The sequence below is a fragment of the Pseudomonas sp. ok272 genome (assembly GCF_900109995.1).
Lineage (GTDB): Bacteria > Pseudomonadota > Gammaproteobacteria > Pseudomonadales > Pseudomonadaceae > Aquipseudomonas.
Genome location: NZ_FOCB01000002.1, coordinates 358,616 through 373,577, shown reverse-complemented (window position 1 = coordinate 373,577; position 14,962 = coordinate 358,616). Strand labels below are relative to the sequence as shown.

Genomic DNA, 14,962 nt, shown 5'->3' with positions numbered 1-14,962 from the left:
ATATTCAGTGGGTCAGTGTCCAGTTCGCACCCCACGGCGTGGTTGACGTTGGGTGCGCCTGGGCAGCGGCTTACTGAAGTTGCTAGTCGTTACCAGGTTCAGGCAGGCGTATCTCGGCCACGTGCAGACCGAGGTTGAGATCGACCTCGATTTTTCCCGTCAGATCTTCCGAGCTGATTTTTCCCAATAAGGCTGGCGCAGATCTTTCTTCAGCACCTTACCCACCGGACTACGTGGCAGGCTGGTAGTGAAGTCGACAGACTTGGGTGCCATCACGCTCCCCAACTTGACTTTGCACAGCTCGATAAGCTCCTGCTCGGTGGTTTCCTGGCCTGGGTTGAGCTCGACCACGGCCTTGACCGCCTCACCCCATTTCTCATCGGGCACGCCAATCACGGCGCAGTCCTGAACGGCCGGATGTCCCCACAGCACTTGCTCGACCTGGCTGGGATAGACGTTGAAGCCGCCGGAAATGATCATGTCCTTTTTGCGATCGGTGAGGTGCAGATAGCCTTCGGCATCGATATGGCCGATGTCGCCGGTATGCAGCCAACCGTCGACGATGGTCTCGGCGGTCTTCTCCGGCTGCTTGTAGTAACCCTTCATGATCAGGTCGCCGCGCACGCATATTTCACCGGTTTCACCGCGCGGCAGGATCTGGTGGGTGTCGCTCATCACTTCGACGCGGACCAGCGGGTTAGGGCGTCCGACCGAGGACAGGCGTTCGTCGTCGGCGAATTGGTCACCCACCAGATGCTCGTCAGGACGAAAGTTGGCGATGCTGGCCGGTGCTTCGGTCTGACCATAGCCGCCGGTCATGACCGGGCCGAAAATCTCGATAGCTTTCTTCAGCTTGTCTACCGACATGGGAGCCGCGCCGTACATCAGGTACTTCACCGAGGAGAAGTCCAGCTTCTCGATACCGGGAATTTCCAACAGCCTGTAGATCACCGTTGGCGGCAGAAAGAGCTCGCTGACCCTGCGCTGTGCAATGGCGTTCAACATCAATGCCGGATCGGGTTTGGTAATGACCACTACAGTGCCACCTTGCGCCGTGCAGGGTACGGACAACAGGCCGGCAGTGTGGGTCATCGGTGCGGCGGCCATATTCACCGGCTTTTCACCATTGCGATAAGCACAGGTCAGCATGAAGTGGGCGATGAACGTCTGCAGGCTGCGGTGGGTGTTCATCACTCCCTTTGGCGTGCCCGTAGTGCCACCAGTGGGTGAGACTGCCACCACGTCGTCCATGTCATAGGCGACTTCGGGACGGCTCGCCGGCTGGCCGGCACTCCATAGCTCCAGCGAAGGTGCATCGACAGCGTCGGCATCGATACAGATCCAGTGCTTGATCTTCGGCAGCTTGGGCCGTAGCTCGGTGATGATTTGCGCGAAGTCGTTCTGGTAGAACATCACCTCGCAGTCGAATGCGTCGAGGATGTAGTGATTCTCTTCGCTCGAGTTGCGCGCGTTGACTGGAATCCAGGTCATGTTGGCGCGCCATAGACCTAGTGTGCAGGCCCAGGCGGTGACGTCGTTACCTGACCAGACGGCACCCTTGGTTTCCTTCGGCAAGCCCAGTGCGAGCAACTTGTTGGCGATGCGACACGAGAGCTCGCCGATTTCGTTGAAGGTGTAAGAGCGCTCGCCCTGGATGTAGGCGACCCCGGCAGGGTTGATGCCCCAGCCGCGATCGTAAAAGTCGATGATGGCCATAAGTGGTTCCTGTGCCGGTAATCAGAGTTTGGTAACGGTGGCACGGGCCAGGCCGCGTTCTTCCAGGAAGCCGAGCAGATAGCGGTGTCCAAAAGCCTTGGAGCCAGAAGCGAAGCCGACCTTGTTGGTGTCGTCGTCGAGCAGCCTGATCGCCGCAGCGGCCTGTAGGGCACCGGTGGAAATATAGGGTGTGACGCCATGCACGGTAGCGCGCACGGCGGCCAGGTGACCGCGGCCGATAGCGATGTCGACGCTGCGTTGCAAGGTGGTGCGTTCGCGAGGCGGCATGCTCGGCGTGGTGGCCTCTACCAGGCTCTTCACCACCGCGTCCTGCTGCTCCTTGGACAGGTGCTTGTATTCCGCTTCCCACTTCTGGCTCAGGCCATGCACCATCGGCATCACATTGTTGTCGTAGAAACCGACCGCGGAGGTGCAGGCGCGCACGCGCGGATCATGCTCGAAGTAAATCGGCAGCGAGGTTCCCCCCCAAGGCAGGCAGAAAACCGGCTGCATGAAGTTGGGGTCGACAATGTTGAACGAAGCGGTGGCGGGGTGTTGCACCAGCTTGTTTTCCCACAGGTAGAACTGCTCCCGGTGGAACAATTCGAAAATCGAGGCCGCCGAGCCCAGGCTGACCCCGGCGACATCACGCGGGCCGCGGCACAGGGCGGCGGTTTCCAGCACGTCGATCCCGGGGGTTTCCAGCGCCAGTTCGGCGGCGATCTCGGAGAAGCTAAACATGTAGGACAGCGATGGCGAAACCAGTAAGCCAGCCTGACGATAGAGTTCGCCAAATTGCTCGCGAACCTGACGAACATAGCTTTGCTCGCCGGTGGTATCTATGTGGTGGCAGCCGGCCTTGAGCGCGGCCTCGACGGTGGTCAGACCGAAATTGACGAAGGGGCCAACGGTGTTGCAGACCACTTTGGCCCCCTTGAAGGCGGCGCTCAGCGATTCGACGTTGTGCTCGGCCTCGATGATTTCATAGGTCGCGGACTCCAGGCGTACCACACGTTGCGCCATCATTTCCTGCGCGCGCTTGGCATTGCGCGCCACAGCGGTGAAGGGGATGTTCTGGTCGATCAGCCAGTCCATGGTCAGCATGCCGGTGTAGCCACTGGCGCCATAGACAACTACGGGATACTTAGCCATTTCTATTGTCTCCAAAGTTTATTGTTAGTCGGGTTTGGGATCAGTACTGGGGCCAGCCGTCTTCGTAGAGCTCCTGTACAAGGAAGCCAAGGCGGGTGGTGAGCATCATGTTCTCGCCATCCTCGATCAGCGCGGCGCGGGCATCGCGGAACAATTTCTCCATGGGGTACTCGCGGGTCAGGCCGTTGCCGCCGAACAGCTGCATGGCATCGCTGACCACGCGCATGGCCTCTTCGGTCACGGTGACCTTGCTGGAAGCCGTGGCACAGGGGTGCCCCTGCGGGGACAGGCGCGCATAGGCCAGGGAGCGGCGGGCGACAGCCCGGCAAAGCTCGACACGACGCATCATGTCGCCGATGCGGTAGCGGGTAAGCTGGTGGTTGATCAGCAGTTGGCCACCCTGCTTGCGTTCATGACAGTAGGCCAGGGCCAGTTCGAAGGCGGAACGTGCCACGCCAGTGAACCATTGCGCCATGTGGGTGCCAGCGAACGACCAGGTCGAAACGACGTTGCCGTAGTACTCGTCCTGCAGGGCCACGGCGAAGCGCTTGGGAATCCGCACGTTGTCGAAATACACCTCGCCCTGCGGCAGGGCGCGCTGACCGATCTTCTCCAGCGGCTTGCCCCTGCTGACACCGGGCAAGTCCAGGGGTACGATTACAGAGATGCCATAGGGCAAGCCATTGGCATCGTAGAAGCCGTTGCCATAGTCGGCGGTCATGTAGGCCAGAGCCACCTGGGCCACCGCGCCGTTGGACACCCAGGCCGAGCACTGGCCATTAATGACGATCTCGTGCTCGCCGACCTTGGCGAAGAGATTGCCCTTGTTGCCCAACTGCCCCGGCACCCAGTCGCGCTGCAAGTCGAAGGCGCTGACGTCAGTGCCCTTGTCCGGATGGGTAATCATCCAGCAGCCGATTTTCCCGGCACTCAGATCGATCAGCTCCTGGTTCCCTACGGCTTTGGCCATCTCGTTCGGGAAAGTGCTGACGCCCAGGGAAACCGCCAGACCGGCATCGCCCCAGCCCATTTCCTCGCCGATCATAGACTCGACGCGTACAGCCGTTTCCGGCGGCAGTTCGGCCAGCAGATCGGAATCCAGGCCCAGCTTGGCGGCTTCGCTGAACATGCTGTAGTACGGCGAGCCGGGGGCGACCGCCTGCTCTGCGGTCATTTTGTCGAGTTCCTGGCCGAGGGGACGCATGAAGTCCTTGGCAAAGCGATGCACGCTGTCCTGGATGCCGCGCTCGACCTCGTTCAGGGGTGTTTCAAAGCCGGTTATTGAAATGTCAGGCAGGTTGATCCGGTTACTTAGTTTCATGATGGGCCTCGTCATATCACTCGGTTTTTTTATGGCCTGTGCTCTAGGCGTCGAGACGCATCAGGCGTCGGCCGGCAGTTCGCCGGCGGCGATTAGCGCGGCGCGCGTGGCCTCGACGAAAGGCTCTACGGTGTCGACGAATAGCTCTTGCAGCGGCGTCCCCTTGAACTCGGGGAGGAAGGTCTTGTTCCAGTGGCCGCACAGCGACATGCCCGCTGGGGTATCGACCATGGCGACGCCGATCGCCAGCAAGGTCTGGATGGCACCGGGAGGGGAAGCCGCGTAGGCTGCGCGCCACTGCTCGGACGTCAACTCATTACGCTTGATCGGGCGACCCACGGCCTGTTCGCGCGCGGCCAGCAGCTCGTTCCACGAACACCAGGCCGTGGCCGCGACTGGGCAGATCGCATTGCGCGAGGCCGGGTGGGCCAACACATGCGGAATGATGCGACCGACATCCGCGCCGGTCGACCAGGCCAGCTTGGCGTCGGGATCACCCATCACCATCACCGGCTCGAGCATGTAGTACTCGATCCAGGCACCGGCCGGAATGATGGTGTAGTCCATGCCAGCCAATTCGATCATGCGCCGGATGAACGCCTTCTGCCGGGCCATCAAACGGTGCGTGGTGTCGGTCTGCCAGAACTGCTCGAACTCGTAGATCGCGCCGTACTCGGATGGCACGAAGCGTTCGACCCCGGCTTCCTTGGCGGCAAAAATCAGCGGCATCTGCGATTCGGTGGCGTAGAGCGGCACGCAGGACACCAGGTAGTCGGTGCCGCGCAGCGCCGGGACCAGCGCTTCGGCAATGGTGACGTCGACCTCCTTGATGGTCACGCCCTGGCGCGCCCATTCGGCGTACTGCAGCTGTTTTTGCGCCTCGCTCTTGCTGATGCCCGACGATGAGCGTTCCACCTGGCCGGAGCGGCGCGCCAGCACATTGATATTGACCAGGCCCTGGCGAATGAGCTCATTGACACAGGCGACGCCGGCAGTCCCGGTGGCGCCGAATACGGTGACGGTCTTCTTGCTCATGCTGTTCTCCTGGCTATGATCAGTCATGCGGGCGAGCGGTTGTGCCTGCCTCGCATTAAGGCGAGTGGCGGAATATTTGGCCGATTATTGTTCTTCCCGACATCGACAACTCACCTGAAAAGCGGTCATATTTGTCAAAATATGCTCATCCCGAGATGCCCATGAATCCGCAGCAACAGGTCCATGAAACACTGGGATTGCCCTTGCTGGGCGGCGTGGTGTGCAGTGAAATCCCCTTGTATGCGGAGCGCTACTTCCTGCATACGACTGATCTATCCGTCCCGCCAGTTGACTTCATGGCCCTGCTGACCCAGTTCGGTGGCTCGCGGGCGGATGAGGGGGCAGGGGGCGAGTTGCGCTCAACATCGATGCCCCGCTTGTCAATGCTGCTGCCTGCAGGTTGTGCCACTCAATGGCACTATTCCGGCAGCATTGATTTCGCAGTTTTTTATCTGCCCGAGCGATCTGATGGCGTGTTTCAGCAACTGCGTGAGATATGCGCTGATGCGCAGGCACCATTGCCCTTCAGTGATGGATTGGTGAGCGCAGCGGCCCGGCAATTGATGGATGAGCTAAGTCTTGGGAAAGGGGCTGATCAGGGGTTCATGGCACGATTGGCCATGGTCATGCTTGAGCAGGTGTATCGTGCACTGCGAGTTGACGCGAGCAGAGGTATTTATCCGCCGCATATTCATCTGGCGCGCCTGCATACAGTACTGCTCTTCATTCGCGAGCATCTGGGGCAGGAACTGTCGATCAGCACGCTGGCTGGCCAGGCGGGTGTCAGCCCGGCTCATTTCCGACGGCTGTTCCAGCGCGCCATGGGTATGCCACCCCATCGCTATGTGATGAATGTACGACTGGAACATGCACGTGATCTGCTCATGCAGACCGATCTACCTATTTTGCATGTGGCACTTGAGTGTGGCTTCAGCTCTCAGAGCCACCTGACTGCAGCGTTCAAAGTTGCGCACGCAAGTACACCGGCCGAATACAGAGCCCTGACTGGAAGGCAGGGGCGACCCTAAACGGATGCTTTGGCGTGGCGAGCAGGGCACTCCACCGAAAGTACGCAAGCGGCTTGCGTTGGATTGCACCGGGGGGCAGCCCTCGAACTATTCCATGGTAGTGTGCGACCGTTTGGAACTGTATCCAGCGGTGTTTGGCGAGAACTTGCAGAACTCGAGTCAGAGAATCACTGGCTTCAAAGTTGCCATCAAAGGCCACGATCAGCGACCTTCAGACGCTCCTTGGGTCAGCGTCTCTCAACCACCAGGGTCTGAAAAAATGGATAGCATAGAGCCCCAACTGATCCTCAAAACGACACCGCCGCGTAGTCAGAAATCAGCACGGATGCGAAACCGCCTGGGTATCCATACCCAGGAACTGACAGACAAAGTGGTGATCGCCGTTCAAGCGCCGGCAGGCTTCGGCAAAACCTTTCTGCTGACCCAATGGCGCCGTGAATGTTTGTCCCACGGCGCAGTGGTGGCCTGGATGACGCTGGACGCACAGGATGATGGTGCTCGTTTTGTCCAGGGGCTGGGAGCTGCCATGACAATTGGCAGCGGTCGGCCGTCGTTTGCCCGCGCATTCGAGCCTATTGCGGGACTGGGGCGTGACGAACAGGAGGGGCTGACGCAGTGGTTGGCGGAAGTGGCTGATCTGGGTAGCGAAACTGTATTGATTCTGGATGAAGCGGATACCTTGCCCGAACTGACGATCCGTCACTCCCTGACGTACCTGGTGCACAACGCGCCGGCCAATTTGCGCATCATCATGGCCTCTCGGGTACGGTTGAATCTCCAGGTGGCGGACCTCGCGGCAAGAGGGCTTTTCACGACGATCATGACAGCGGCTTTACGACTGAATGTGGAAGAGGCGGTCGCCATCCTCAATGACCGTTTCGGCGCAAGAGTCGATGCCGACCTCTGCGTGCGGCTGCACGAGATAACCGAAGGCTGGCCGCTTGGCCTGCAATTAGCGATTTCGGCGTTGGAGAAGAGCCCGAATCGGAGTGCGGCAGTCGAAGAATTGTCGACTTGTCTGGGTGATATCCAGCGTTATTTCGTCGACAGTTTGCTCGCACATCTTCGGGAGGAGCAGGTTCGCTTTCTGACCGGTATTGCATTGTTGGAAATGGTCCAGCCCTTGTTATGTGAGGCGCTGACGGGTAACGCTCGCTCGGGTGAATTGCTGAAGGAATTGTGTGCCTCGACACCGATTTTTGTTGAAAGTATCGACAGTGACTGGGTGCGGATCCATCCATTGGCGCGGGAGTTTCTGCTCGACCGTTTTGCCGACTTGCCGTTGGAGGAGCGTCAGGGTTATCACCGGCGCGGCGCTGTGTGGCTGGAGCACCACGGTTTCCTGGAGCAGGCCGCCCGGCAATATCTATTGGCCGGCATGCCTCAACCGGCCTATACGTTGATCGGCAAATGCCTATACGAAGTCATGTTGCAAGGGCAGTTCAGCCGGGTGCTGGAGTGGGTCGAGGAGCTTGACCCCGCTGACGTGTTGTCGCATCCGCGCATCTGCCTGGCGGCGGCCTGGACATTAGCAATGGGAGAGCGTCAGGCAGAAGCGGCACAATTGATTGCTGCGATTGAACAGCATCCGTCCGCCGACGAGGCGACACGTTGTGAAGCTGCCGCCATCGCTGCCGCAGCCGCTTACTTTGCGGACCATCCGGATCAATCGCATGAACTCATCATGCCTTGGGTCGATCGATTGCCTTCATTCTCAATCAAGGTGCAAGCCATTGTCGCGACCCAGATCGCCCGGCTGACGCTGTTGCAGGGACAACCGGAGAAAGCCCGGCGAATCTTTCAGCGAGCAGCGCTTTACGCGGGTAGTCCTGGCCTTGATGCCGTACGCGGGTATGGCGAGTGGGTGGTCGGCCTTGCTTATTTATACGAGGGTCGAATGGTGTCGGCGCGCACGGCGTTGCACGACAGCCTGTTGCATGCCGAACGGGACATCGGTCGGCGCAGTCCGGTGGCGGTCATGTTAGCGAGCGCTCTGGCGACGGTGTTGCTGGAACAGGGGGACATTCAGGAGTCCGCTACGGTGCTGGCGAACAGGCTGGATATCGTTGAGCGATTGGCGTCCCCCGATGCCATTGTGCAGGGTTTTCTCGCCGCCGCTCGACTGGCCTCGCTCCAGGGGCAGGGGCATCGCGGGCAGGATCTGCTTGAGGCGTTATTCGCCCTTGGAGAAGAGCGAAATATTCCACGATTTTGCATTGCCTCCCTGGGAGAACAAATACGCCTGCATGCCTTGCAGGGACGCGGCGATACCTGTCAGGCATTATGGCGACGGCTGGAGAGTTTCACGCCGGTTATTGCCCGTGAGCGAGCAGGGTTGCTGGGTCCGGAGCTGGCTTTGCTGGCCGGGGTAGCCAGCGCTTATGCATTACTGGCCCAACGTGATTGGGACGCTATGCTGGCGGTGCTGGACAAGGTTGGCGAAACAGCGGAATACCTGCGTCGTGGGCGAGACATCGTGCAGATCAAGCTGCTCAGGGCACTGGCACTTCGGGCGACCGGACAGGGCGGCACTGACTATTTGCTGGAGGCTGTCAGCCTCGCGCAAGAAAACGGTATGTTACGCGTGGTGCAGGACACCCATCCGGACCTGATCAAATGGGAGCAGACGCTCCAGGGTGAAACGGTCCCATTGCTTGCGGTGACCTCTACGCCCGAACCTGTTGCGCGACCGGAATCCACCCCATTGAGCGTGTCCGCGAGTCGTCTCTTGACGCCCAAGGAGCGTGAGGTGTTGCAGCTATTGGCTCGCAACCTGTCCAACAAGCAAATCGCCCTGGCGCTGAATGTCGGCGAGGAAACCGTGAAGTGGCACCTGAAAAACCTGTTTGGAAAATTCCAGGCCGGCACCAGACAGCATGTAGTCGCGCGTGCATACATGCTGGGAATTCTCGAGACTGGGGGCTAATGCCAAGCCACCACCCGAGATGATCCGTTCGGATCATCCTTCAACTCCCCCTCATATCCGATTTCCAATCGCCCCCCCAGTCAATGGGGGGGTACGCTTTTCGACTTCGCAATAGTCTGACCTCACAAAAGCGCCAACGTATCGGCGAGTGGGAGCAGGTCTATGTCTGAAAGAGTGCTGATCGCCGGTGCAGCAATGGTGCCGTTTCTACCGCTGGGTGGCTCTGACAGTCATGCAGTGTTGGCGGGGCAAGCCATTCGTGCGGCGCTGGCCGACGCGCGGATCGACTATGACCTGGTCGACCAGGTGTTTACTTCCTGCGTACACGGTGAAGCCGGTATCGCCGAGCAAATGTTGTCGCAGATTGGCTACTCGGGGGTGCCGATTTTCAGCCTCGGTGATGGCTGTGCGTCGGCCAGTAGTGCTTTCCAGTTGGCTCGCAATAGCCTGCTGTGCGGCCAGGTTGAATGTGTCCTGTTGGTGGGTGTCGAGTGCATGCCAGCACGCATTTCCAACCGTGAGTTTTTCGGTTTGAAAGATCTCGCTCGCGATGAGTCGGCAGCGGTCAGGCAGGACGAGAACCCCGTCGGCTTTATCGAGCGTCGACAACAACCGGCGCTGCTGTTCGCTGCCCAAACCAGCTGGTTATTGACACGCATGGGCATTGCTCAAAGCAGCTTCAATCAGGTGCTTGAGCAGGCACGGGCCCAGGCCGGGCGCAATCCCTACGCCGTATTGAACCGCGTGCCTGATCGCGACGACTGGCTCCCGCCTTATCTGTGTCCGCCCGCCTGCGGTGCGGCGGCCATCCTGCTCTGTACCCCGGCCTTCGCCCTGCGCTTCGGCGCTCGGGCGGACGTCACCGTGCTGGCCAGTGTCAGGGGCAGTGACAGCGCTTCAGAGCAGGAAGCAGGTTGCGTGCTGGATGTGCTCGGACAGGCGACCACCCGGCGAGTCGCGAAGTTGGCCTATCAGCAGGCGGGCCTCGGTGCGGAAGACATTGACGTGGTTGAACTGCACGACCAAAGCGTCGGCGACTTCATGGTCAATAGCGCCGCGCTGGGCTTTTGCCGGGAAGACGAGATCGATCGATTCGTGCAGCAAGGACGCCGCCTGAAAGGACAGATGAATGCGGTGTGCCCATCGGGTGGCTTGCTGGGACGTGGTCACGCCCCGGGTGCCACCGGGTTGGCGCAACTGGTCGAGTTGGTCTGGCAACTGCGCGGCGTGGCCGAGGGCAGGCAAATTGCTGGTGCCCGCACGGCTTTACAACATAGCACCGCCCTGGGCCGGGCGGTGTCGGTCACCCTTTTGCAGCGCACCTGAGAGGAGGCTCACTACGCCGTTATTCAACCCATGACTTTTCGTAAACCATAGAGCAGGTGGCAAGCTAGATGAACAAAAATAATAAGATCTGCCATGCAAACCTTCGCAAAGGGTTGTTGGCCTCCGCCATTCTCACCGGCCTGGGCATTGCGCCCGTAGGGGCTGTGGAGATAAACACGGGGAATGAAGACTTTGCGGTTCGCTTCGACAACACGCTGAAGTTCAACTACGCCCAGCGCGTGGAAGCCCCCAACAGCAAGTTGGCCAATTCGTGGAACAACAATGACGGGGATCGCAACTTCTCCTCCGGCAGTCCCGTTTCTCAACGACTGGATGTGCTGACCGAACTGGACGTGGTTTACAAAGAAAAAGTCGGTTTCCGTGTCAGCGCCAACACTTGGTACGACCACGCCTACGACGATATTGGCAGCGATAACGCCTCGACCAATCAGCTCAACAACGGTAAACCGGACTCTCATCATCAAAGCGGTTACGCCGATCGGTATTACAACGGTCCTTCTTCGGAAATCCTTGATGCCTTCGTGTTTGGCAGCACTGAAGTCGGCGATGAGTCACTGCTCAGCGGCAAGCTCGGCAAGCACACCGCTTACTGGGGCGAAAGCATCCTCGCCTTTGCCCATAGCAATAGTTATGGCCAATCCGGCCTGGATATTTCCAAGTCGCTGGCGGTCCCGGGAACAGAAGCCAAAGAACTGTTCATTCCGCGTAATCAGTTGTCCACCAGCCTCACGGTCAACCCGGAACTGACCCTCGCCGCGCAGTACTTCCTGGACTGGGACGCCGCGCGGTTGCCGGAGTCGGGTACTTATTTGGGGTTCAACGACGGCATTCAAAATGGCGGGCACAACCTGTCGTTGATCGGCGGCCGAAACCCGCTGTTCGGTACACCTGGCCCACTGGGTGCCAACCAGTTTTTACGGCTGTCCAACGGGCATACGTTTACCCCGGACAACCAGGGTGACTTTGGCCTGATGGCCAAGTGGAGCCCGGAATGGCTGCAGGGTACGCTGGGTTTCTACTACCGCAAAACCTCCGACATTCTGCCCAACCTGGTGTTGCAGCCAACGGCGGTCGGCCCTGCGCAACTGATCTCCGGCAATGCCGGCAGCTACAACCAGTTCTATGTCGACGATATCGATATCTACGGCATCAGCCTGTCGAAAAGCATCGAAGGTGTCAGCGTCGGTCTCGACCTGAACTATCGCCACAACATGCCGCTGGCCAGCGTGCCGGCAACGGTCAGTCCGGCAGCCGGTGCTGCCGGTTTGCCAGGCTTCATCAGCCGCTTTGATGGTGACAACGGCGTGGCCCGAGGCAACACCGTGCACGCGGTGCTCAACGGCTTGACCACGTTCGGTGCGACACCGGTCTGGGACAGCTCGACCTTGCTGGTTGAACTCGCCTACAGCCGCTGGCTGGACGTCACCGAGAACGAGCAGTTGTTCAAAGGCGAAGACTGGTATCGCGGTGTCGACAAGGTCAGCAAGGACAACTACGTCCTGGGCGTCAACTTCAACCCGACCTGGTATCAGGTGTTCCCCGGCATCGATATGTACCTGCCGGCCAGCTACGGCGTCGGCCTTGCGGGCAACTCGTCGGTTCAGCTCGGGGGTAACAAGGACTCCGGAAGTTACTCGGTGGGCGTTGGCATGGACGTACACAACCAGTACCGGTTTGACCTGAAGTACGTGGACAACTTTGGTCCGTTCGACACCTGCGGCTCAGCCGGTGGTGCAGGTGCACAGGGCCAGGGCGCAGCACCAGGGGCCAACGGCCAATACAACTGCGTACCGGGGCAGACCACTGCATTCGGCGGTGTTCAGCCTCAGCTCAAGGATCGGGGCATGGTCACTTTTACCTTCAAAACGACCATTTGATCGAAGTCTTTGCTTGATAGCAGGAGTCACTCCATGAAGTTCGTCAACACGCTTTTGTTCACTGCTTTGACCGTTGCCATCGCTGGTGCGGCACACGCAGCCGTGTCCCCCGATGAAGCGGCCAAACTCGGCAACAGCCTGACAGGCGTCGGCGCTGAAAAGGCCGGCAATGCCGACAACACCATTCCGCCCTACACTGGCGGACTCACCACGGCGCCGGCCAGTTTTCAACCGGGTAGTTCGTTCCGTCCGGACCCTTACGAGGCCGACAAGCCACGCGTCGTCGTCGATGGCAAAAACCTCAGTCAATACACCGACAAACTGACCGCGACCACGCAAGAACTGCTCAAGCGTTACCCGACGTTCCGGGTCGATGTGTTTCCGACCCATCGCAGCGTTGCGCTACCTCAACGGTTGCTGGACAACACCGCAAAAAATGCCGTCGGCACCAAGACACTCGAAGGCGGGGTAGCACTGGAAAACGCGTTGCCGGGCGTTCCGTTCCCGATCCCGAAAGATGGCTATGAGGCCATGTGGAACCACCTGCTGCGTTATCAGGGTTATGCCACCAATATCAAATATGACTCCTGGAACGTCGACAGTTCCGGCCGGGCGATACTGGCCACGACCGGTAATGGCTATCTGGAGTACCCGCTATACGATCCGAAGCGTACGGAACCGGCGAAAGAGACGGATCTGTTCTTCAAGACCAAACTCTACTACCAGGCCCCGGCCCGTCGCGCAGGCGAAGCCATCCTGGTGCAGGATGCCGTCAACCCTCTGAAGATGGAGCGTCGTGGCTGGCAATACCTGCCTGGTCAGCGCCGCGTGAAACTCGCACCGGATATCGCCTACGACACACCAAACCCTGGCTCGGCCGGTGCTTCGACCTATGACGATGCCTGGGTATTCAACGGCGCAATGGACCGTTACGACTTCAAACTCGTCGGCAAGAAGGAAATGATCATTCCTTACAACACGTACAAGTTGAACTACCACAAGGTCGCTGCGGATATCACCACGCCGCATCACGTCAATCCGGACCTGGTGCGCTGGGAGTTGCACCGCGTGTGGGTGGTTGAAGCCACGCTGAAACCGGGCAAACGCCACATCTACAGCAAGCGCACCTTCTACCTCGACGAAGACAGCTGGATCGCCCTGGCCTCGGATGAATATGACGCCAGCGGCAAGCTGTACCGCGGGTCCTTTGCACATTTGGCATACAGCTATGACGTGCAGGCGCCGAATTCCGATAACCACATGATTTATGACCTGGTCTCTGGCAGCTACAACATCACCGGCATCTACGGCCCGTACGGCGGCGTCAAGTACATCGACCCGCTTTCGAAAGCGCAGTGGGCACCTGAGTCATTGGCCGGCACGGGTATTCGCTGAGCCATAACGCAGGTGTTTTTTTGTCGCCGACAGTGTGTATCGCACTGTTCGGCGGCTTTTTTTGCCGAGTAGACTTCATGAATACATTTAGATGGATTGCGCTCACTGCGCTAATTTTGGCGTTGGCTGCCCCATTCACCAGATCCGTCGTCGCCGCTGACTTTGTCGACGTGCTGTCGAGCCCCGCGATTGAGAGTGACAAGGCGATTGGCGGGGTGTTCACCGGGTTGACCCGTGCAGGTCAGCGCCTGGTCGCCGTGGGCCAACGCGGCCATATTTTTTATTCCGATGACAACGGCGTCCGCTGGCACCAGGCAGAAGTGCCGGTGAGTTCCGATCTGGTGGCCGTGCATTTTCCGAGCCCGACGCAGGGGTGGGCGGTCGGGCACGACGGCATTGTGTTGCACAGCGACAACAGGGGTGAAACCTGGAAGCGTCAGCTCGATGGCCGTCAGCTGGGGCAGATCATGCTCGAACATTTTCAGAGGCATGAAGGGCAACAGCCCAATGAGGCGTTATTGGCCGAGGCTCAACGAATGGTCGATGAAGGGGCTGACAAACCTTTTCTGGACGTTTGGTTCGCCAATGATAAAACCGGCTATATCGTCGGCGCGTTCAATCTGATTTTCCGCACTGAAGACGGCGGCCGGAACTGGGTTCCGTTGATGGATCGCACCGACAATCCGGGAGCGTTGAATTTCTACGGGATACGAGCAATCGGCGATGACCTGTTCGTTGTCGGCGAGCAAGGCCTGGTATTGAAACTGGACCCGGCAACGCAACGCTTCATCAACCTCCCGACGCCCTACGGCGGCAGCTATTTCGGCATCACCGGCAAGCCGGGCTCGGTGCTCGTTTATGGCCTGCGGGGCAATGTTTATCGCAGCGTCGATCACGGCGTGAACTGGGACAAGGTTGAACTGGGGCTGTCCTCAAGCATCACCGCGAGCACGATCACCGCCGACGGCCGAATCATCCTGGTCAGCCAGGCCGGGCATGTGCTTGTCAGCACCGACGACGGCGCCAGTTTCACGCTAAAGCCTCAAGACCGCCTGGGGCCCGCCGCTGCGGCGCAGGCCATCGCATCAGACGTCGTGGTGGTCGCGGGCGCACGGGGCTTGCGCCAGTTGTCCTTCGAATGAACCCACATCCCACATAATAAAAA

The 14,962-nt window shown here is 59.5% G+C and carries 10 protein-coding genes; 6 read left to right on the top strand and 4 right to left on the bottom strand.

All coding sequences use genetic code 11. The features are described from left to right. Nucleotides 1–159 precede the first annotated feature (159 nt). Genes BMW74_RS04485 through BMW74_RS04470 form a run of 4 tightly spaced genes read right to left on the bottom strand, consistent with a single transcriptional unit; the run spans nt 160 to nt 5,224 of the window. Entirely contained in the window at nt 160–1,716 is a 1,557-nt protein-coding gene (locus BMW74_RS04485) for a class I adenylate-forming enzyme family protein (protein ID WP_093414219.1), read from the bottom strand. 21 nt (nt 1,717–1,737) lie between these two features. Continuing rightward, nucleotides 1,738–2,868, bottom strand: a complete 1,131-nt coding sequence (locus BMW74_RS04480; RefSeq protein ID WP_093414216.1) for a saccharopine dehydrogenase family protein — start codon at nt 2,866–2,868, stop codon at nt 1,738–1,740. A 40-nt stretch (nt 2,869–2,908) separates the two neighbouring features. Beyond that, on the bottom strand, nt 2,909–4,189 hold the full coding sequence (locus BMW74_RS04475) for an acyl-CoA dehydrogenase family protein (RefSeq protein ID WP_093414213.1): 1,281 nt from the start codon (nt 4,187–4,189) through the stop codon (nt 2,909–2,911). A gap of 60 nt (nt 4,190–4,249) precedes the next feature. Continuing rightward, a complete protein-coding gene (locus BMW74_RS04470; RefSeq protein WP_093414210.1) occupies nt 4,250–5,224 on the bottom strand; it encodes an NmrA family NAD(P)-binding protein in 975 nt (324 codons plus the stop codon). A 161-nt stretch (nt 5,225–5,385) separates the two neighbouring features. On the opposite strand from BMW74_RS04470, the gene BMW74_RS04465 reads away from it, so the two are divergent. From BMW74_RS04465 to BMW74_RS04440, 6 genes are all read left to right on the top strand, one after another. Continuing rightward, a complete protein-coding gene (locus BMW74_RS04465; RefSeq protein WP_093414207.1) occupies nt 5,386–6,252 on the top strand; it encodes a helix-turn-helix domain-containing protein in 867 nt (288 codons plus the stop codon). Between the two features lie 259 nt (nt 6,253–6,511). Then, nucleotides 6,512–9,178: a winged helix-turn-helix domain-containing protein gene (locus tag BMW74_RS04460; protein WP_093414839.1), complete on the top strand. Its 2,667-nt coding sequence runs from the start codon at nt 6,512–6,514 to the stop codon at nt 9,176–9,178. Nucleotides 9,179–9,340: 162 nt separating this feature from the next. Beyond that, nucleotides 9,341–10,504: a thiolase C-terminal domain-containing protein gene (locus tag BMW74_RS04455; RefSeq protein WP_093414204.1), complete on the top strand. Its 1,164-nt coding sequence runs from the start codon at nt 9,341–9,343 to the stop codon at nt 10,502–10,504. Nucleotides 10,505–10,572: 68 nt separating this feature from the next. After that, the gene (locus BMW74_RS04450; RefSeq protein ID WP_093414202.1) at nt 10,573–12,402 is read left to right on the top strand and encodes a DUF1302 domain-containing protein; all 1,830 of its coding nucleotides are present in this window, start codon (nt 10,573–10,575) and stop codon (nt 12,400–12,402) included. Nucleotides 12,403–12,435: 33 nt separating this feature from the next. Further along, a complete protein-coding gene (locus BMW74_RS04445) occupies nt 12,436–13,797 on the top strand; it encodes a DUF1329 domain-containing protein (protein WP_093414199.1) in 1,362 nt (453 codons plus the stop codon). A gap of 77 nt (nt 13,798–13,874) precedes the next feature. After that, the gene (locus BMW74_RS04440; protein WP_093414196.1) at nt 13,875–14,939 is read left to right on the top strand and encodes a WD40/YVTN/BNR-like repeat-containing protein; all 1,065 of its coding nucleotides are present in this window, start codon (nt 13,875–13,877) and stop codon (nt 14,937–14,939) included. Nucleotides 14,940–14,962: the final 23 nt, after the last annotated feature.

What these genes read in the sequence shown, in the direction of transcription:
- BMW74_RS04465 (WP_093414207.1), top strand. Translation starts at nt 5,386, where the DNA reads ATGAATCCGCAGCAACAGGTCCATGAAACACTGGGATTGCCCTTGCTG.
- BMW74_RS04460 (WP_093414839.1), top strand. Translation starts at nt 6,512, where the DNA reads ATGGATAGCATAGAGCCCCAACTGATCCTCAAAACGACACCGCCGCGT.
- BMW74_RS04485 (WP_093414219.1), bottom strand. Translation starts at nt 1,716, where the DNA reads ATGGCCATCATCGACTTTTACGATCGCGGCTGGGGCATCAACCCTGCC.
- BMW74_RS04440 (WP_093414196.1), top strand. Translation starts at nt 13,875, where the DNA reads ATGAATACATTTAGATGGATTGCGCTCACTGCGCTAATTTTGGCGTTG.
- BMW74_RS04445 (WP_093414199.1), top strand. Translation starts at nt 12,436, where the DNA reads ATGAAGTTCGTCAACACGCTTTTGTTCACTGCTTTGACCGTTGCCATC.
- BMW74_RS04455 (WP_093414204.1), top strand. Translation starts at nt 9,341, where the DNA reads ATGTCTGAAAGAGTGCTGATCGCCGGTGCAGCAATGGTGCCGTTTCTA.
- BMW74_RS04475 (WP_093414213.1), bottom strand. Translation starts at nt 4,189, where the DNA reads ATGAAACTAAGTAACCGGATCAACCTGCCTGACATTTCAATAACCGGC.
- BMW74_RS04470 (WP_093414210.1), bottom strand. Translation starts at nt 5,224, where the DNA reads ATGAGCAAGAAGACCGTCACCGTATTCGGCGCCACCGGGACTGCCGGC.
- BMW74_RS04450 (WP_093414202.1), top strand. Translation starts at nt 10,573, where the DNA reads ATGAACAAAAATAATAAGATCTGCCATGCAAACCTTCGCAAAGGGTTG.
- BMW74_RS04480 (WP_093414216.1), bottom strand. Translation starts at nt 2,868, where the DNA reads ATGGCTAAGTATCCCGTAGTTGTCTATGGCGCCAGTGGCTACACCGGC.